Below are 19,477 nucleotides of genomic sequence, written 5' to 3'. Positions count from 1 at the left end.
ATCCGATGAAAACGCCGCTGCGGCTGGTCATTGCCGCCTTGACTACTACCGCGCTCACCTCGCCGGGCCTTGCCCTTGCGCAGACGGCCGAAACGGCGCCCGAGCAGGCAACACCGCCGGCCGACGATCCGGCCGCGGCGGCTGATGCGGCCCAGCAGGACAGCGCCGAGAGTCCCCCGGTCGAAGTTTCGGCACCCGGCGGCGAAATCGTCGTGACCGGGCGCCGCAACCGGAACATCGAGCGGTCCGCCCCCCAGGTCGTTTCCGTCCTGTCGTCGGCAGACATCGCGCGCACGGGCGAAGGCAACATCGCCGGCGCGCTTGGCCGCGTCACCGGTCTCAGCGTGGTCGGCAGCGGTTACGTCTACGTTCGCGGCCTGGGCGACCGGTACTCGCTGGCCTTGCTCAACGGCTCGCCGCTGCCCAGCCCCGAGCCTCTGAAGCGCGTCGTCCCGCTCGATCTGTTTCCCAGCAGCGTGATCGCCTCGTCGCTCGTCCAGAAAAGCTATTCGGCCAACTATCCGGGCGAGTTCGGCGGCGGCGTGATCAACCTCACCACCAAGGCCATTCCGCGCGATCCGTTTCTGTCGATCGGTGTCGGGGTGTCGGGCGACACCTATACCACGGGGAACCTTGGCTACACCTACTACGGCAGCGGCAGCGACTGGACCGGGTTCGATTCGGGCGCGCGCAATATCCCGCCGGCCCTCGCCTCGTTCCTGGCGAGCGGCGAACGGATCAGCTCCGGCAATGTCGACACCGGCGCGATCGCTCGTGAACTGGTCACCGGCAACAACGCCGCGATCCAGCGGTGGCGGCACATTCCGGCCAACTTTTCGGGTTCGATTTCCGGTGCCAAGTCGTGGGAACTGGGCGAGACCAACCTCGGGCTGATCGGCGCGATCGGATACAGCAACAAGTGGCAGACGCGCCAGCCGCACCAGCAGCGTTCGCTGAGCGCCGACATTTCGACGATCGAATCCGATTTCACCGGGCTCAACACCGAAAACCGCGTGGTCCTCAACGGACTTCTCGGCATCGGGCTCGAATTCGGCGAGAACAAGATCCGCTGGACCAACCTCGGCATTCACGACACCGTCAAGTACGCCTCGCTCAGCCTGGGCCAGCTGGTGTCGCAGTCCTCGACCGTGGACCGCATGCGTCAGCGCACGGCCTGGTACGAGCGCCAGTTGCTCAGCTCGCAGCTCGTCGGTGAGTTCAAGCTTACTCCTGATGTAAGCCTCGACGTTCGCGGCGGCTTTGCCAATTCCAAGCGCAAAGCGCCGTTCGAACTCTACTTCGAATATATCCGCACCAACGCGGCACCGGCGGACCCGCTGGGAGACTTCTTCGTCAACCGCCTCAACAACGGCAATGGCGGCGATGCGAGCGTCACCTTCTCCGACCTGAACGAGGATCTCTGGTCGGCCAGCGCCGACCTTTCCTGGCGCGCGGTCGACGGCCTCACGCTGACGGCCGGCGGCGCATTCTCCGATACGCAGCGGACCAGTTCGCGGCGGCAGTTCCAGTTCCTCGCGCCGGCGATCTGCGAAGGCGTGCCCTCCCCGACGACGGTCTGCCTCCCGGCCGGCGTCACGCTGCAGCGGCCCGACTTCCTGCTTGGTGCGAACAAGATCGACGCTTTCGGGATTTCACTGATCGAAAGCGACGAAGGCAATCCGGCGTTCCTCGCCACGCTGCGGAACGCGGCCGGATACGGCAAGGCCAACTTCGAGATCGTCGACGGGCTCACGCTCGATGCCGGCGTGCGCTACGAATGGGCAAAGCTCGGAGTTTCGCCGATCCAGGTGTTCACCGTGCCGGGCGCGGCAACGACCGGCACCAGCCAGTCGCGCAGCTACTGGTTGCCTGCCGCCACGCTTACCTGGGAAGTCGAACCCCAGATGCAGGTTCGCGTTTCGGCTTCAAAGACGATTGCCCGTCCGCAATTCCGCGAACTGATCAATCAGCCCTATTTCGATCCCGACACCAACCGCGAATACCGCGGCAACCCGTTGCTGATCGACAGCCAGCTGTACAACGCCGAAGCCCGGTTCGAATGGTATTTCGCGCCGGAGCAACGCTTCTCGATCGCCGGCTTCTTCAAGCGGATCGACAACCCGATCGAATCCTTCATCAGCTCCTCATTCATCACCTCCTATGCAAACGCGCCCAAGGCGAAGCTGTACGGTGCGGAAGTCGAACTGAAGAAGGACTTCTCGATTGCGGAATCGGGCTTCTTCGCCGCGCGCAAGCTGATCGTGATTGGCAACTACACCTTCACCAAGTCAAAGCTGGAGGTTGCCCCGGACGATCAGGTCCAGGTGTTCGGCGCGTTCTCGACGCTGGCGTCGGACTATTTCCGCGACGGCGCGAAGCTGACCGGCCAGTCGGATCACCTTGTCAACTTCGAGGTCGGTTTCGAAAACCAGGACAAACTGTCCCAGCAGACGCTGATGGTGACCTATGCCAGCGACCGCGTGATGAGCCGCGGCGTGTTCGGCACGCCGCCGCAGCCGGACGTCTATGAATCGCCGGGCCTTCGTCTCGACTTCGTCGCGCGCGAAGGCGTTGAGATCCTCAACCGCGAGCTCGAGCTCAAGTTCGAGGCGCGTAACCTCACGGGCAAGCGGCATATCGAATACCAGCGCTCGGGCGACAACCGGCTCGACATCAACTCCTACGATGTGGGTCGCAGCTTCTCGCTGTCGGCAACGCTGAAGTTCTGATCACGTCGCCAGGAAGGCTGCGAGGCCTTCCTGGCGGCGGCCCTCAGCGTTCGTCGAGCACGTAGCCGACAGAGCGGACCGAGCGCAGGTCATAGGTGACGCCGGCCTTCGCAAGCGCGCGCCGGATCCTTCCAATCCAGATATCGATCGTCCGCAGGGCGATCGAATCGGCCGGCTTGCCAAGGGCGGCGATGAGCTCTTGACGGGTCGTGACCTGGCAGCACCGCTCGACCAGATGCCGCAGGAGCAACAGTTCGGTCCGGGACAGCGGAATCGGCTGCCCCTTCCAGCGAACCGCAAAGGCGGACACATCGACGAGCAGGTCGCCCAGCGCGATTCTATGGCGCTGGGCTTCGTGACGGCCGCCTTGCTGCTCGACGAGCAGCCTGTCGATGATCTTTCCGCGATCGAGCGGGCCGACAAGATAACCGTCCGCGCCAAGGGACATCGCTTTCTGGCCCGACGCAAGATCCGGCTGGTCGAGCACCATGATGACCTTGGCCCTTGCCGTCATCGGATGGGATCTGATCAGGTTTTGCATCTGCAGCGACGCTTCGGCCCCATCGTGCCAATCGACAAAGGCCCAGATGTTGGTGCCCAGTCGCGTCGGGATCAGGCGGTCGGCAACCAGATGGAACGACGCGCTTTGTCCGAACGCGTCATGGTTGTGCATTCCTTCGGGAAGAACTTTCGTAACCAGAACGTCGCAATGATTCATCGGAATCCCCAGGTTCGGGGATGCATCGCGCACGTTTCACGATGATGACTGTTTCGCGGCAAGTTCCGGGCAGAATGCCAGGCGCAGGCGGCACCATCCCTGACCGTGACAGCCGGATTCTTCCTGGCTCGCTGTCAGCTCAAGCGGAGGCTATCCGCGACCGATCACGAATCCGATGGCAGGGCGTCCGGCATCTCGAGATAGGCTATCGCCCGCTGGAGCAACGCGGTCGCTCGTTGCCGGTCGTGTCCCGCCTGCTCGAGCGCGACGTTGGCAAGACGTCCCCGCACGACCCAGTTGAGCCGTTCCGACTCGACGAGACTGTCTATTTCCGCGGTTGGTTGCGCTGGCAAAGGTGACACGACGCCTCCTGGGAATTTGCCCAACAATTCCTGGCCAGAATCAGCCCGATTCGGTTAAATTCGCGCTGAGGACCTTAGCACATGCCATGGCAAGGGCAATTGACCGATTGGTCGGCCCTCTTCCCGGATAGCGGCGGCTCCGCAGGACCGCACGGAGCTGGCGGCCTTAGAAGTCGATCGGCCGGACCTCGGCGGTGTCCAGCCGAACCTTCAGGATCCGGGCCAGAGTCGGGGCGATGGCCCGCATGTCGATCTCGCCGATCGAACGGCCCCGGGGAATGCCCTTGCCCTTGATCAGGAAGGTCGAGCGCAGATGCGGCGCGGCTGGGAAGTATCCGTGCGTGCCCTTGTAGTGCGACGGTCCGACGAGCGGGGCAGCCTTGCCGGCAAAGCCCGCCGCCGATGCGCCGGGCGCGAAATCGACATAGAAGCTGGCCGAAGGATTGCCGCCCAACGCGGCAATCGCTGGCTTGCCGGCAATCGTCGCGATGCCGTTGGCGGGATCGGCCTTGAGCCTGTTCAGCAGGTCGGCGACCTTCGCCGCCAGTGCGGCATCGTCCGGGCGCGCCAGGACGACGGCCGCCGAGCCGCCCGAAGGCCAGGGCATGGCATCCCATTCGAGCACTTTCCCCGATTTTTCATCCAGCCGGATGAGCCCGGCATCGATGAAGGCGCGAAACAGGCTGGTTTCGGTCGAGATCGGTTCGAAACCGTGATCGCTGACGACGGCGATCACGGCGTCGGGACGGGCCTTCAGTTCCGCCGTCACGAGCTTGCCGACGATCGCGTCGATCCGCTCGAGCACTGCCTTGGCCGTCGGCGTGTCGGGACCGTCGAGGTGCTGCTGGTGGTCGAGCGCGGTCAGGTATACCGTAGCAAAGTCGGGCTTGCGCATGGCAATCAGCCGTTCGGCAAAGCGGCCGCGATTTTCATCGCCCTCGATTTCCTCGTTGATCCCGGGTGCGTAGGCTTCGCCCGCAGCGCGTTCCAGTTCGGCGACCAGTCCGGGCGTTGCCAAGGCCGACAGCAGCTTGGCATCGTCGGCATGGCCGGTGCGCCAGATCTGCGGGAGATTCCAGGTCACGCCCGCAGCGCCGACGCTGACCGGCCAGTGGACATTCGCCACGCTGTGGCCGCCGGCGGCGGCGCGCTCCCACAAGGTGGGAGCCTTGATGTCGCTGGCGTACCAGTACCAGCCACCCTGGTTCATCTGCCTGGGATCGAAGGTCGTGTTGTTGACGACCCCGTGACGGGCGGGACTTGTTCCCGTCAGCAGGGTCGTGTGACTGGGATAGGTGACCGTGGGAACGACGCCGCGAACCCCGGTTGCATAGGCTCCCTCCGCAAGGAAGGCGCGCAGATTGGGGATCTTGAGGCCGCGCTGCTCGGCTTCGATCACGTCTCCGGGGCGCAGTCCGTCAATCGAAATCAGCAGAACCGGTTCGGCCTGCGCCGCGGTAGCGGAAATTGCGGTGCCCAGAAGCGCGGCGATCAGCGCGGCCTTCATGATCAATACTCCGACTTGAGCGTCACGAAGAACTGCCGCGGCGCACCGGCGAGGAAGGTCTGGTTGTCGCCCCAGTTACCGAAGCCGTTCGAACCTATGGTCGAGATATGGCGCTTGTCGAGCAGGTTGGTGATGTTGAACTGGACTTCCAGCGGGTGCTTGTCGTCCTCGCCGAAGCGATAGCCCATCGCCAGGTTCACCAGCGTGCGTTCCGGCACGAAGCCCAGGCCGTCCCCGCCGCTGACGGTCGGATCGGTCATGCTGTTGGTATAGGTGAAATAGCGCTTCGACATGTGGTTGGCCGAAACGCGGACGAAGCGCTGGCCATCGTCGTAGGCCACTTCGCCGTGAAGGATGTGCCGGGGCGAATCGACCACGGTCTTTCCGGCGGTCGGAATGGTCGTGATCACCGGGACGCCAGCCTGGTTGGTGGTACGGATGACGACGTCGTCACGATAGGTGTTGTCGTTTAAGCTGTAGGAACCGAACAGCGACCAGGCGCCGGTGCGATATTCGCCGCTGGCCTCGAAGCCCTGGGCGCGAACCGAACCCACGTTCTGCAGCGCGTTGGCCGCGCCGACGATTCCGACCGAGGTCGGGATGGTCAGCAGGCGGTTGCGGAAATCGACGTGGTAACCGGCAAGCACGCCGCGGAAACCGCCGAAGTCGAACCGCAGGCCGGCTTCGTAGGTGTCCGATTGCTCGGGCTTCAGCAGCGGCTTGATGGCATCGAAGCCGGCCTGGGTCGACGAGAACGGCCCGGAGGTCGTCGACGAAACGAACGCGCGGGTTACCGAGGTGAACCCGGCAAAGGCTTCGATCGCGCCGAAATCATAGCTGACGCCGGCATGGGGCTGGAACCAGTCCTCGGTGGTCAGTTCGCCGGCCGTACGCCCGCCGGAAACGTTCGGATCGGCCTCGTTGTCGACCTTGAAGCCCTTCCATCCGAGGGTCAGCTTGGCCTGGCCCAGCGCGATGTCGTCCTGGACATAGTACTGGAAGGTCTTGGTGTTGAACTTCACGTCCCACTGGGTGAAGAACGGATCACGCATGAACTTCAGGTGATCGAGGCCCGCAACGGTCCGGCTGGAATAGGCGTAGAAGCGCCGCGCCTGTTCGAAATCGTTGTTTTCCAGCCAGGCGCCAAGGACTAGGTGGTTGAAGGCCAGGTCGCCTTCGACGCTGCCGAACACGCCATAACGATCGATGTTGTATTCGGTCGTGCGCACGGCCATGGGCACGCCGGTCGGGCTGTTGACGTAAGGCGTGCCCCAGGTCCCCTGCCCTTCGTTGGTGTGATAATAGCCCTTCAGCTTGATCGTGGCGGTCTCGCCCAGCGGCACCGACACGCCCAGCGCCGCCAGGGTATCGCGGCGCAAGCCCGAGGCATCGTAATAGGCATCGTCGAGCGATGCGATCGGCGCAGGATAGACGGTACCGGCCGCGGGGTTTAGCGGGGTGGTGCCGCTATCGCCGCGGTTGGCGCCGATATCCGCGACGCGAACCGCAAGCGTGTAGTTCGAAGGGCCGAAGTTGTCCCAATCGTAGCCGAGACGCGCGATCATGCCGAGCGAAAGGTCCTGGTAGTCCTGCTCGGCGCGGTCGGAATGGCTGGCGTAGGCATCGAGCGTGGCTGCCCCGAGCGGCACGACGCCCTTGGCGCTGACCATCCACTGCCGCTGCTCGCCTTCGCCCTTCCACTTGTCGGCTTTGCCGTACTGCGCCGATACGAACCCGCGGGCGCCGTCCTCGCTGCCGGCCGCCAGGCGGACAAAGCCGCGCATCGTCTCGGACGAACCGTAGGTTGCCGAAGCGCTCACGCCGAGAACGTCGGCGGGGTCGACGGTGAAGAACTCGAGCGTGCCGCCAAGGTTGCTGGTCGACTGCGCGGTGATCGAGCCCGACCCTTGCGAAACCACGGTCCGGCCGATGTTGTCGCCCGATACGGCGCGGCTGATGTGCAGGCCGTTGTGGTTGCCATAGGTCATGTCGCCCAGCGGGATGCCATCGAGCGTGAAGCCGAGCTGGTTCTGGTTGAAGCCGCGAATCGTCACGCGCGTGGACCATTCGTAGGCACCAAACGGGTCGGCGGACTGGACGTTGACGCTGGGCAGCTTCTCGATGGCCCGGATCGGGCTGCTGCCCGGGGTCAGCTGCGCGATTTCGGCGGCCTTGATTTCCTGGGTCTGGCGCGACTGGCCGCGGCCGAAGACGACGATTTCGGTTTCGCCTGCGGTCTCGGCGTCTGCTGCCGCATCGACGGCCGTGGCGGTCTCGGTCTCGGCGAGGGCGATGCCCGGATACAATGCGGCGCTGGTAAGCAGAATGGCAGTGAAGCGTTTCATGGTAGCCCCCGTGTGGTGATTTCGGGGGGCACCGCTATGCGGGCGATGTTACGGCATGATGCGATTTCGGCGACCGATCCGTTGCAGTTCTGCGGCGGAATGCCGACCTTGGTCATGCAAATTGATGACGGTGACGGACCCCCTTTTTTACACTAGTGTAGATTATCGGGCGATCGCGGCAATTTGCACTGAAAGGCCAGGGTCGCATGAACCGATCTGCTGAGACCGAAATCAAGTTGATGGCCACCCCGGCAATGCTGGAGACGCTTCGCACGCACCCGGCTCTCGCGGGCAAGGACCGCAAAATCGACTTCGCCACGACCTATTTCGATACGGTCGACGGGCAGCTGATGCGCGCAGGCGCGGCCCTGCGCATTCGCGAAAGTGCCGATGGCCGCGAACAGACTCTCAAACTCAGCCCGCCAGAGCGGTCGCAGCTGCGCCGCTCGGAGTGGAATGTGGCAACCGAGGCTGACGTTCCCGACCCCCGGCTCTTTCCGGCAAGACAGAAGGCGGCGCTCAATCGTCTGCTGGACGGCGCTCCGCTGACGCCGGTGGCTTCGCTCCGCATCCAGCGGACGACACGGCTGCTGCATCTATCCGGGTCCACGGTCGAGCTTGCCTTCGATGTCGGCGCGATTTCTGCGGGCGATCGCGAAGCGCCCGTCTGCGAACTGGAAATGGAGCTTATCACGGGCCGGCTTGCCGATGTTCTGGCCTTGGCACAGCAACTGCCGTTGGGAAGCGAATTGCAGTGGTCGCTGGCCGGCAAGGCCGAGAGGAGCCACCTGCTGGCCTTCGATAAGCAGCCGGCGGCGGCAATCGCCCGTCCGGTAACGCTTCGTCGCACCATGACCGTTGCCGAGGGCTTCCAGGCGATCGCCTGGAACTGCCTCGACCAGCTGTTGCAGAACTATCCGCTGGTTGCCGAGCGTGGCAGTCCCGAGGGGTTGCACCAATGCCGCGTGGCGATACGCCGGCTGCGCGCCGCGTTCAGCGCCTTTGGCGACGTTGTCGACGATCCGGCGTCGAAAGTCCTGCGCGCCGAATTTAAGGCGGTTGCCGATGGGCTGGGGCCGGCTCGCGATCTCGACGTCCTGCTCGGCAATATCCGGAAGGACACTCGACCGGATGATGCGCATGGCGAGCTTCCGGAGCAATTGGAACGGCGCCGCAAGATCGAATATCAGTCGGTCCGCACGCTCCTTGATGACGCGCCCTTCCAAAGACTGCTGTTCGAACTGGCGCACTGGATCGAAAGCGGCGAATGGCTGACGCGAGCAGACGATACGCAACGGGGCCAGCCGCTCGCCAAGTTCGCGTCGCGCGCGCTGTCCCGGCAGCACCGCCGACTCCGTTCGCACAAGAACGTCGTCAAGATGTCGGACCGAGGCCGGCACAAGATGCGCATCGCTTCCAAGAAGCTTCGTTACGCCGCCGAGTTCTTTGCGTCGCTGTTTGCCGACGAGGCCCCGGCAGCGAAGCGCTCGTTCATCCGGATCCTCGAGCAATTGCAGGATCGCCTGGGCCAGCTCAACGATCGCTCCGTCGCGGCCAAGGGCAGGTCGGACCTGTTCCAGGATCTGGAGCCGATTACGGCAGCCAGGCTGGCAACGCAGCTCGAAGCCGAGTTGAACGCGCATGCCAGGTCGCGCTTCAGATTGCTGAAATCGGCCAGCCGATCGCTGGCAAGGTTTGACGATGCGAAGCCCTGGTGGAAGCAATAAAGAGGTCGCGTCACAGAGGCGTGCGGTTCAGCCTGAGGGCATTGGCGACGACGCTGAACGACGACAGCGCCATCGCCGCCGCCGCGATCATCGGCGACAGCAGGATCCCGAACCACGGATAGAGCAGGCCTGCCGCAAGCGGCACGCCGGCCGCGTTGTAGACGAAGGCGAAGACCAGGTTCTGGCGAATGTTGGCCATCGTTGCCTGGCTCAGCCGCCGCGCCCTGACGATCCCGTTGAGATCGCCATTGAGCAGCGTTACGCTGGCGCTTTCGATCGCGACATCGGTACCCGAGCCCATGGCGATGCCGACGTCGGCGGCGGCAAGGGCCGGTGCATCGTTGACACCGTCCCCGGCCATGGCGACGACCCCGCCCTCCCGCCTGAGCCGAGCGACGACCGCGCTCTTGTGATCGGGCAGGACGTCCGCTTCGACGTCGACAATGCCGAGCCGTTTGGCGACCGCCAGCGCGGTGATGCGGTTGTCGCCTGTCAGCATGACGACGCGAATGCCTTCTGCGGTGAGCGCAGCCAGGGCCTCGGGGGTGGTCTGCCTGACCGGATCGGCGATGGCGATCGTCCCGCCCAAGCGGCCGGCGATACCGACGAAGATTGCGGTGGCGCCAGTACTGCGTAGCTGGTCTGCCGCAGCGGCAAGGCCCCCGGTCGCCACCCCCTCTTCCTCGAGGAACCGCGCATTGCCCAGCACAATCCGCTGTCCGCCGACCGTTCCCACCGCTCCGCGCCCGGTCGGCGAATCGAAATCGGCAACGGTCGGGATTTCGATCGTGCGCGCCTCTGCCGCCGCAACGATCGCCCGTGCCAGCGGATGCTCGGACGCGCGTTCGACGGCGGCGGCGAAACGCAGCATCTCGGTGTCCGTGAAGCCGGGGGCGGGCAGGACCTGGATGACAGCCGGGCGGCCTTCGGTAAGGGTCCCGGTCTTGTCGACGACCAGTGTGTCGACCTTTTCCATGCGTTCGAGCGCTTCGGCGTTCTTGATCAATACGCCCAGCCCGGCCCCCCGCCCGACACCGACCATGATCGACATCGGCGTCGCCAGGCCCAGCGCGCAGGGGCAGGCGATGATCAGCACGGCAACCGCTGCGACCAGACCATAGGCGAACCGCGGCTCCGGCCCCCAAATGCTCCACCCGGCAAAGGCGATGACCGCAACGCCGATCACCGCAGGAACAAACCAGCCGGAAACCTTGTCGGCCATGCGCTGGATCGGCGCGCGCGACCGCTGGGCTTCGGCGACCATCTGCACGATCCGCGCCAGCATGGTGTCGCGACCGACCTTGTCGGCGACGATCACCAGCGCACCGGTCTGGTTGAGCGTGCCGCCGATGACGCGGTCGTCCTTCGCCTTGGTCACCGGCATCGATTCGCCGGTGACCAGCGATTCATCGAGCGACGAGCGACCGTCGCGGACCACGCCGTCGACCGGTACCTTTTCGCCGGGGCGGACCCGCAGCAGATCGCCGACGGCGACGCTGTCGAGGCCGATCTCCTCCTCGCTGCCGTTCGGGGCAATGCGCCGTGCGGTCTTGGGCGCAAGGTTGAGGAGCGCCCTGATCGCCCCCGACGTCCGTTCCCGCGCCCGCAGTTCGAGCACTTGCCCGAGCAGGACCAGCACGGTGATGACAGCCGCTGCCTCGAAATAGACCGCGACGCTGCCGCCCGCCTGGCGGAATGCGGGCGGGAACACGCCGGGCGCGAGCGCCGCGACCATACTGTAGCTCCACGCGACGCCGGTTCCCATCGCGATCAGCGTGAACATGTTGAGGTTGCGCGAGCGGAGCGACGCCCATCCGCGCGTGAAGAACGGCCATCCCGCCCACAGCACGACCGGGGTCGCAAGCACCAGCTGGATCCAGTTCGACCAGGCCCGTGGGACCGCGTGATGGATTGCCGGGAACAGGTGGCTGCCCATTTCGAGCGCGAAGACCGGAAGCGTCAGCGCAAGGCCGATGCGGAAACGCCTGGTCATGTCCAGCAGTTCGGGACTCGGCCCTTCGTCCGCGCTGACCATGGCCGGTTCGAGCGCCATGCCGCAGATCGGGCATGGTCCGGGGTGGTCCTGCCGCACCTCGGGGTGCATCGGGCAGGTCCAGATCGTGCCTTCGGGCGCTTCGGTCGGGGCCGCGCCTGCCGTCAGATAGCGCTGCGGGTCGGCGGCAAACTTGGCCCTGCACGACGCGCTGCAAAAATGGTGGTCGTGACCGTCGTGGGTGTAATGGTGCGGTGTCGTGGCGGGATCGACGGACATGCCGCAAACCGGATCGGTGAAAAGCTGGCCGCTGTGCTTGCCGCGGCCATGGTCGTGTCGGGCGTTATCGCGGTTGTCAGCTCCAGGCTTCGTCTCAGCCATCCCGTGTGCTCCTTCGCTTGCTTGACCTGACTGCGTTCGTGATTGCCTGGAGGAGCGCAAAGACCGCTTGTTGGGGGCAATCATGTGCTGCCTGGTAGACCCGCTTCGTCGCAACGTCTGCCTCCTTCGCCAGGGCTCCGGCAAAGATTGGCTGCGATTCAGGAGAGCAGGCCGCTCGATGTGTTGCGCAGATTCCGCCCTGCGCCTCCCCGTCAAATTGCCGATTGCCCCGTTCATACCACAAATGTCTTTTTTTCAGGACCGTGATCCATGTAGGGGGTGCAGCCATGGCGACGAGGGCAGCATTCCTGACGACCGCAACGGCGGTGGGTGAGAGACCTGGCGCAACCGCGTCACCAAGTTTCACCATGAAGTGCCACTTTCTCGGCCGCCGTTTCCGCGCCGGTTTTCGCACGGCGTTCTGAGGAAAACGGCAATGGCAATCAGGTGGCCGCTACTCGTGCGGCGAACGCACAAGTGGCTTGCCTTGCTGGTGGGGGTCCAAGCCGTGCTCTGGACCCTGACCGGCCTCTACATGGTGGTGGTCCATATCGACATCATCCACGGCGACCATATGATCAGGCCGGTCGACGCGCGCCCTTATGACTTGTCGCGTCTGGTCGAGCCATCGACCGTCGCAGCATCCGTCCCCGGCGCGTCGGAGGTGCGACTGCAGCGATTGCTCGACCAGCCGGTCTGGCGCGTCGACGGACCGGACGGGCCGCGCCTGTTCGACGCCGCGACCGGAGCGACCCTGCCCCCGCCGTCCGAGGTCCAGATTGGCGAGGCGGCGCAGCGCCTCTATGCAGGTGACGGCCGGATCGTTTCGGTCCGGTTGCTGACCGCAGCCCCGCAGGAGATGCAGGCGCGCAAGCCGCCGTTCTGGCAGGTCGAGTTCGAAGGCTGGAGCCGGCCGACGCTCTACTTTTCGCCGGCGACCGGCGAAATGGTGGGGCGGCGCCATGCGCTGTGGCGCGTCTTCGACTTCGCCTGGATGCTCCACATCATGGACTACGACGAGCGGTCCAACGTCAACAATCCGCTGCTGCGCGCGGCAACCTGGTCTGCATTCGCGATGGCGGTGATGGGCGCATGGCTGCTCGTCTGGTCGTTTCCGCGCCGCAAGAGGAAGAAGGCATGACGCCTGTCCGGCTGTCACCGCTGGTCTTCCGGCGCATCCACAGATGGGTCGGCCTGATCCTCGGCATCCAGTTCCTGCTATGGGCGGTGAGCGGGGCGATGATGGCCACGCTCGACATGGACAAGGTCGGTGGCCACGGCGACGTCATGCACCATTCGCACAGCCTTCCCGAAGGCGGCTATGCCGGCCTGGCGGCGCTGCCCCGCGACGTGGCGGTGACGGGAATCGTGCTTCGCGATCTGGGGTTCCGGCCGGTCTACGAACTGCACAGCAAGGACGGCGTACGCCTGATCGACGCGACCACGGGCGAGCGCGTCGAGGTGGACGAGGACCTGGCGCGCACGGTCGCCGCGATGATGCACGACGCGCCGATCCGGACGGTCACGCCGATGGACAACGCCAATCTCGAATCGCGCGATTTCGCCGGACCGATGTGGCGGGTCGATTTCGCCGACGCGGAAAACACCAGCGCCTATGTGTCGCGCGAGACCGCACGCTTTCTGGTCATGCGCGGCGATACATGGCGGACCTGGGACTTCTTCTGGATGCTGCACAACATGGACTACGTGAATCGGACGAGCTTCAACCACCCGCTGATCATCATCGCCGGCTTTGGCGCCCTGTGGATGGCGGGAACCGGTTTCTACCTGCTGTTCAAGAGCTTCCGGCGGGCCGATTTCAACTGGCTGCGCCGCCGCCGCCGAGCGGATGCCCGGCAAACCTGAAACGTCCGACAAACCTGTTGGCGGATGCGTATCAAGGGATAGAACGGTTTGCCGCGTATCGTCTGGCGACACCTCCGGAAGAAGCACGATGAACCAACTCGACATGACGCTGGCCCGGTTGGGCAACGATCAGCTTCCTGCCAGTCTTGACGGCCTCGATGCGGCGGTCCTCGGCGGCATCGGCCCGCGCCGCGAACGGCAGATCGCCCGGCGCACGCTCGCGCTGGCCGGCGCGATCGGCGTGCTGGTCGGGACGGCGGGGGCGATCGCTGCGCCTGGGCCGGCCATGGCCGAGCCGATATTCGGCGTACCGGCTGCGGCTCCATCAAGCCTGTTGCTCGATTGATGGGCGGCACTTCGCGCTACCTGTTGGTTGCCGTGGTGGCCTTCGCCGTGGCCATCGCGGCATGCTGGCTGGTTCGCGACCTGATCGATCGCCGCCCGCACCATGACGGCGGCGAACTGCACGTGCTGATGCACGACCGACTTGGTCTCGATCCGGCTCAGAAGGCGCGGATCGAGGCGATCGAGGCCCGGTTCGCGCAAGATCGCAAGGCGCTTGACCAGCGTCTGTTCTCGGCCAACCGCGAACTGGCCGAAGCCATGGCGAACGAGCACGCCTTCGGGCCGCGGGTCGCGCTGGCGGTCGATCACAGCCACATGGCAATGGGCGATTTGCAGAAGGCCACGCTGCGCCACGTCTTTGCCATGCGCGCGGTGCTGCGACCGGACCAGACGGCGAAGTTCGACGCCGCCGTGAAGAGCGCTTTGATCGGTCCGGCCAAACGCTGACGGCCAAGATGGGAGTCGTTCAGGACGATGACGCCGCGCTGGTCGCGCAGGCGCTGGCCGGACGGCAGGCCGCCTTCAGCGCGCTGCTGGCCCGCCATCGCGATCCCGTCTTCCGCCTCGCCCGCCACCATACCGGCAATGACAGCGAGGCTCTGGACGTGACCCAGGAATGCTTCGTATCGGCTTTCGCCAACCTTGCTCGATACGATCCGGCGCGGCCGCTGCGAGCCTGGCTGCTGCGAATTGCACTCAACAAATGCCGGGACTGGTGGCGAAAACGCGCGGTGCGGCGCCTGTTTGCCTTCGCCCGTCCGCTAGAAGAAGCGGCGGAGGTGGCCGACCTTGCCCCGGACCCGGAGCAGGCCTTGTCCGCCGCGCGCGAAACTGCGCGCATCCGGCGTGCCCTCGCCGCCCTGCCGGCTCAATTGAAAGAGCCCTTGATCCTGTGCGCGATCGAGGGACTGGCGCAGGGCGAGGCGGCCCTTATGCTGGGCATCAGCCGCAAGGCGGTCGAAACACGTATTTACCGCGCGCGGCAGAAATTGTCCGAAACACTTGAGGGACGCGGCTGAATGCCGCGTAGTGCCAAGCAATGTCCATGTCCTTGCTCGATCGCCGCGCCGTCCTGCGCCAATCCGGATACCTTGCCGCAGGGCTCGCAACGGCGAGTGCTTTTCCGACCTGGGCGCAGTCGGGCACGGGTGGCGCGGGCGAAGGTGTGACGCAGCTCAACATCGCGCCGTTCCACTGGCGCGTCGGCAAGCGCAGCCTGCACCACGCCGTCGCCGTCAACGGCACGGTGCCGGCGCCGCTGATCCGGCTCAAGGAGGGCGAGGTCGCGCGGATCGCGGTGTCGAACGCCCTGAAGGAGCAGACCTCGATCCACTGGCACGGGGTGCTGCTGCCGTTCCAAATGGATGGCGTGCCGGGAGTAAGCTTTCCCGGGATCGATCCGGGCCAGACCTTCAACTACGAATTCCCGGTCGTCCACCCCGGGACCTACTGGTATCACAGTCATTCCGGGATGCAGGAAGCGGTCGGCCTCTATGGCCCGCTGATCATCGATCCGGCCGGACCCGATCCGATCCAGTCGGACCGCGAGCACGTCCTGATCCTGGCAGACTGGAGCCCCATGCACCCGCACGAGCAGGTCCGCCGGCTAAAAATCGCAGCGGGCTATTTCAACCGGCGGAAGCAGGATCTGGCTGGCCTGCTCGCCGGGCGCGACCAGTCGCAGAAGGAGCGACTGGAATGGGCGGCGATGCGCATGGATCCGACCGACATTTCGGACGTGACCGGCTTCACCTACAGCTACCTCATCAACGGACAGGACACCGCCGCCAACTGGACCGGGCTGTTCGCGCCGGGGGAACGGGTGCGGCTGCGGGTGATCAACGCTTCATCCATGACCAACTTCAATCTGCGCATTCCCGGCCTGCCGATTACCGTGGTCGCGGCCGACGCCAACCGGGTCCTGCCGGTCGAGGTCGACGAGTTGCAGATCGCGATTGCCGAAACCTACGACCTGATCGTCACCCCGAGCGAGGACCGGGCCTATGGCGTGATCGCCGAGGCGATCGACCGCTCCGGGCTGGTCCGCGCCACCCTGGCGCCGCGCTTGGGCATGGCCGCTGAGGTGCCGCCGCTACGCCAGCGCCCGCTGCTCAAGATGCGTGACATGGGCATGGATATGGACGGCATGGACATGGGCCACGGCGGCGAGATCGATCTGTCGAAGCCGGTCAATTCCGACATGGGCAGCCATTCGATGGACATGCGCGATCCCAAGGCCGCCCCGGAGGTGCCCTTGTCGCCTGCGGTCGCGACCCTGTCACCGCAGCGGATCAACCGGCTGGCCGACGTGCCGACCGGACTGGAGGATGCCGGCCACCGCGTGCTGACCTACGCGCAGCTCCGCTCAGCCGTGCCCAACCCCGATGCGCGCACTCCGAGCCGCCGGATCGACCTGCACCTGACCGCCAACATGGAACGCTACATGTGGTCGATCGACGGCAAGACGATCTCCGAAGGGGCTGAGCGCATTCCCTTCCGCCTCGGCGAGCGGGTGCGCCTCAACCTCATCAACGACACCATGATGCCGCATCCGATCCACCTTCATGGCCATTTCTTCGAACTCGTCACAGGGGCGAAGGGGAGCCGGCCGGTCAAGCACACGGTAAACGTGCTGCCCGGCGGCACCGTGCCGATCGACCTGACGGCGGATGCCGAGGGCGACTGGGCCTTCCACTGCCACATGCTGCTCCACATGCACGAAGGAATGATGCGCGTCGTCACCGTGCGGCGCGAATCGGGAGCGGCATCGTGATGCGCCGGTTGCTGCTTGGCGCCGCGGCGCCTTTCGCCCTCGCTGCCCTGCCTGCGGGTGCGCAGGAGGTCGACCATTCGACTCACCAGACGCCTGCCAAAGCCGCAGAAGCCGAACCGCAGGATCATTCAGCGCATGGTGATGCGGCGCAGGAGCAGGAGGACCATTCGGCGCATGGCGATGCGGCGTCCTCGGCTGCCCAGGACCATTCCGACCACATGATGGATCACGGCGGCCATCACATGGCACCGGCCAGGCCGGCCGATCCGGATCAGGAAGAGCCCGGCAACGCGCCGTCGCCGCCAGTTCCCGCCGATCACGCCGCCGATGCGGTGTTCGGCGCCGCCGCGATGCGCGGATCGCGCGCCGACCTTGCCAGCATGGGCCGCTGGCGCGGCAGCGCGCTGATCGTCAACCGGCTGGAAGTCGTGCCGGATTCGCCAGAGACAGGATATGCGTGGGACCTGACCGCCTGGACCGGCGGCGACATCGACCGGCTGGTCATTGCCAGCGAGGGCGAGGGCCACTTCGGCGGAATGGTCGAAAGCGCCGAGGTCGCCGCCAAGTGGCGGCATGCGCTCGATCCCTATGCCAACCTCGAGCTCGGCCTGCGCCGCGACTTCCGCCCCGAACCGAGCCGGACCTATGCGCTGGCCGGGATCGAAGCCCTGCTGCCCTACTGGATTCACGCCGAAGCGCAGTTGCTGCTGTCGAACAAGGGCGATCTCCACGCGCGACTGGGGGCGGAACACGACTGGCGCCTGGCAGGTCCGCTGGTTCTCAACCTGGAAGCGGAAACCGATATCGCCTTCCAGGACGTGCGCGAACTCGGCATCCAGGCGGGAATCGAAAAGATCGAGGCGGGCGCGCGGCTGCGCTACGAGATCCGCCCCGAGTTCGCGCCCTATGTCGGGGTGAGCTGGGAACGCGCCTATGGCAGCGCAATCCCGGGCAGCGCCGAGCCGGGCGATCGCGGCCGCGGCTTCGCCGCCGTGGTCGGGATCCGCGCCTTCTTTTAGGCGGCCAGGATCCCGGCTGGCTTCGTGCAGCATCGAGCGAACTTTCGCCCGGACGTTGATTTGCCGGTAACGCTATCGCCGCACAGCTAGCGCAGCCTCAAATCGGGGCGGAATAGCTGTCGAGAACGCGGCGCATTTCGTCGATTGCCGTCTGTCGGTCCCTTGCATCGCGAATGTTTGCAAGCCGCCGCTTGAGGCTTGTGGCCAGATCCGCATAGTTGTTCTGCCAGTCGCGCCCGATCGCTTCCTGCAGTTCGGGCTTTCCCGTCTTCGTTCGCCGCGCCGGGGCTCCTGCGTTCAGCTCATAGACCTCGCCGATTTCCGGGACGATGACCGAGGGCGCAAGCCCTCGAGCCGTGACCAGCTTGCCCAGTTCATCGATCGCACCGCGTTCACCGTGACCGAGGAACAAGGTCCCCCCGATCGGCGCGCGGGCCTCGATCCAGGCCAGCAATTCGGCCTGATCGGCATGCGCTGAGTAGCTCTCGATGCGGCGAATCTGCGCCCGGACCATCACATCGCGGCCGGATATCCTGACGCGCTTCGCACCGTCGAGGATCACCCGGCCCAACGACCCCTCGGCCTGGAACCCGACGAACAGGATGGTCGATTCGCGCCGCGGGAGATTGTAGAACAGATGGTGGCGGATGCGGCCCGCTTCGCACATTCCGGATGCCGCAAGGATGATTGCGCCCGACGTTGAATTGAGCATCATCGATCCGGAGACGTCGTTGACGTAGTGGATCGAAGGGTGCGCAAAGACATCGCGTCCGCCGGTATCCTCGAGTTGGTCCGCATACTTGCGGAACACCGTCGTTGCGCGGTTGGCCAGCGGAGAATCGACAAAGACAGCCGCCGTCCCGATGCGATCGTCGCTCGAAAGTTTGGAAATATCGAGCAAGAGCTCCTGCGTTCGCTCCAGCGCGAAGGTCGGTATGACCAGATTGCCGCCCCGCGCCCGGGCCTCGACAATCTCGGTTTCAAGCAGCCGGCGCCTTGCCTCGATCGAGATTTGCTCGCGCGAGCGGTCGCCATAGGTCGCTTCGCAGATGACGTGGTCGAAGCCGGTGGGCGAATCCGGATCCGCATGGAACGCCTTGTTGTCCGGCCCGATGTCGCCAGAATAGAGCAAGCGAACGCCCCCTGCCTCGACTTCAACCGAGGCCGAGCCCAGGATATGGCCGGCATTCCATAGCTTGACCCGGAAACCCGGCGCGGGTTCGAACCATTCAGCCAGGGGAACCGCTCGAGCGCGCTGCCACGCGACCAGGGCATCGGCTTCGGTATAGATGGGCGCAATGAGCTCATCTCCGGCACGATCTCGCCGATGGTTGCGGCGTTCGGCTTCATATTCCTGAATGCGGCCGGCATCGGCGAGCATGAATTCGAGCAAGTCCGATGTCTCGATCGTACACCAGATCGTCCCGGAAAACCCTTCGGCGACCAGTCGTGGCAACAAGCCGCTGTGGTCGATGTGCGCATGGCTGAGAACCACGGCATCGATCGAGCTCGGTTCGAAAGCCAGAGCTTCGTAATTGAGCGCTTCAAGCGATCTGGAACCCTGGAACAATCCGCAATCGAGCAGGATTCGCGAACCTCCGGCCCGGAGTTCAAGGCACGAGCCCGTGACCGTTCTGGCCGCACCGTGGACTGCAAGTGAAAGCGTCAAGTCGCTATCCGATCTTCGAGAATGGTGGGCCAGATTGCCGAGC

Annotated in this window: 15 protein-coding genes; 9 read left to right on the top strand and 6 right to left on the bottom strand. The window is 65.2% G+C overall.

What is annotated here, in order from left to right; all coding sequences use genetic code 11:
• Window positions 1-5: 5 nt before the first annotated feature.
• Window positions 6-2,729 carry a TonB-dependent receptor domain-containing protein gene (locus B0I00_RS06385; RefSeq protein WP_100866575.1) on the top strand — a complete coding sequence of 908 codons (2,724 nt, stop codon included), beginning with the start codon at window positions 6-8 and terminating at the stop codon, window positions 2,727-2,729.
• A 43-nt stretch (window positions 2,730-2,772) separates the two neighbouring features.
• Here B0I00_RS06385 and B0I00_RS06380 read toward each other — a convergent pair whose 3' ends face one another.
• The 4 genes from B0I00_RS06380 to B0I00_RS06365 form a co-directional block, all read right to left on the bottom strand.
• Entirely contained in the window at window positions 2,773-3,402 is a 630-nt protein-coding gene (locus B0I00_RS06380) for a winged helix-turn-helix domain-containing protein (protein WP_198519160.1), read from the bottom strand.
• A gap of 209 nt (window positions 3,403-3,611) precedes the next feature.
• Complete coding sequence (locus tag B0I00_RS06375; protein ID WP_100866573.1) at window positions 3,612-3,800, bottom strand: hypothetical protein; 189 nt, start codon at window positions 3,798-3,800, stop codon at window positions 3,612-3,614.
• 175 nt (window positions 3,801-3,975) lie between these two features.
• The gene (locus tag B0I00_RS06370; RefSeq protein ID WP_198519190.1) at window positions 3,976-5,319 is read right to left on the bottom strand and encodes an alkaline phosphatase family protein; all 1,344 of its coding nucleotides are present in this window, start codon (window positions 5,317-5,319) and stop codon (window positions 3,976-3,978) included.
• On the bottom strand, window positions 5,319-7,661 hold the full coding sequence (locus tag B0I00_RS06365) for a TonB-dependent receptor (protein ID WP_100866571.1): 2,343 nt from the start codon (window positions 7,659-7,661) through the stop codon (window positions 5,319-5,321). The genes B0I00_RS06370 and B0I00_RS06365 overlap by 1 nt, the downstream gene beginning before the upstream one ends.
• Window positions 7,662-7,867: 206 nt before the next feature.
• On the opposite strand from B0I00_RS06365, the gene B0I00_RS06360 reads away from it, so the two are divergent.
• A complete protein-coding gene (locus B0I00_RS06360; RefSeq protein WP_100866570.1) occupies window positions 7,868-9,388 on the top strand; it encodes a CYTH and CHAD domain-containing protein in 1,521 nt (506 codons plus the stop codon).
• 10 nt (window positions 9,389-9,398) lie between these two features.
• Here B0I00_RS06360 and B0I00_RS06355 read toward each other — a convergent pair whose 3' ends face one another.
• The gene (locus B0I00_RS06355) at window positions 9,399-11,762 is read right to left on the bottom strand and encodes a heavy metal translocating P-type ATPase (RefSeq protein WP_100866569.1); all 2,364 of its coding nucleotides are present in this window, start codon (window positions 11,760-11,762) and stop codon (window positions 9,399-9,401) included.
• A gap of 436 nt (window positions 11,763-12,198) precedes the next feature.
• Here B0I00_RS06355 and B0I00_RS06350 point away from each other — a divergent pair, with 436 nt between their 5' ends.
• The 7 genes from B0I00_RS06350 (at window position 12,199) to B0I00_RS06320 (ending at window position 17,765) form a co-directional block, all read left to right on the top strand.
• Window positions 12,199-12,903: a PepSY domain-containing protein gene (locus B0I00_RS06350; RefSeq protein WP_100866568.1), complete on the top strand. Its 705-nt coding sequence runs from the start codon at window positions 12,199-12,201 to the stop codon at window positions 12,901-12,903.
• On the top strand, window positions 12,855-13,628 hold the full coding sequence (locus B0I00_RS06345; protein WP_232730147.1) for a PepSY domain-containing protein: 774 nt from the start codon (window positions 12,855-12,857) through the stop codon (window positions 13,626-13,628). Before B0I00_RS06350 ends, B0I00_RS06345 begins: the two co-directional genes overlap by 49 nt.
• 88 nt (window positions 13,629-13,716) lie before the next feature.
• On the top strand, window positions 13,717-13,974 hold the full coding sequence (locus tag B0I00_RS06340) for a hypothetical protein (protein ID WP_100866566.1): 258 nt from the start codon (window positions 13,717-13,719) through the stop codon (window positions 13,972-13,974).
• Entirely contained in the window at window positions 13,974-14,420 is a 447-nt protein-coding gene (locus tag B0I00_RS06335; RefSeq protein WP_100866565.1) for a periplasmic heavy metal sensor, read from the top strand. Before B0I00_RS06340 ends, B0I00_RS06335 begins: the two co-directional genes overlap by 1 nt.
• An 8-nt stretch (window positions 14,421-14,428) precedes the next feature.
• Entirely contained in the window at window positions 14,429-14,992 is a 564-nt protein-coding gene (locus B0I00_RS06330; protein WP_100866564.1) for an RNA polymerase sigma factor, read from the top strand.
• A gap of 20 nt (window positions 14,993-15,012) precedes the next feature.
• On the top strand, window positions 15,013-16,746 hold the full coding sequence (locus B0I00_RS06325) for a copper resistance system multicopper oxidase (RefSeq protein WP_100866563.1): 1,734 nt from the start codon (window positions 15,013-15,015) through the stop codon (window positions 16,744-16,746).
• Window positions 16,746-17,765, top strand: a complete 1,020-nt coding sequence (locus B0I00_RS06320) for a copper resistance protein B (RefSeq protein WP_100866562.1) — start codon at window positions 16,746-16,748, stop codon at window positions 17,763-17,765. Before B0I00_RS06325 ends, B0I00_RS06320 begins: the two co-directional genes overlap by 1 nt.
• Window positions 17,766-17,862: 97 nt before the next feature.
• Here B0I00_RS06320 and B0I00_RS06315 read toward each other — a convergent pair whose 3' ends face one another.
• Window positions 17,863-19,434 carry an MBL fold metallo-hydrolase gene (locus B0I00_RS06315; RefSeq protein WP_100867123.1) on the bottom strand — a complete coding sequence of 524 codons (1,572 nt, stop codon included), beginning with the start codon at window positions 19,432-19,434 and terminating at the stop codon, window positions 17,863-17,865.
• Window positions 19,435-19,477: the final 43 nt, after the last annotated feature.

The sequence above is a fragment of the Novosphingobium kunmingense genome, assembly GCF_002813245.1.
In the GTDB taxonomy this organism is placed as follows: Bacteria; Pseudomonadota; Alphaproteobacteria; order Sphingomonadales; family Sphingomonadaceae; genus Novosphingobium; species Novosphingobium kunmingense.
This window is presented reverse-complemented; position numbering and strand designations above follow the sequence as displayed.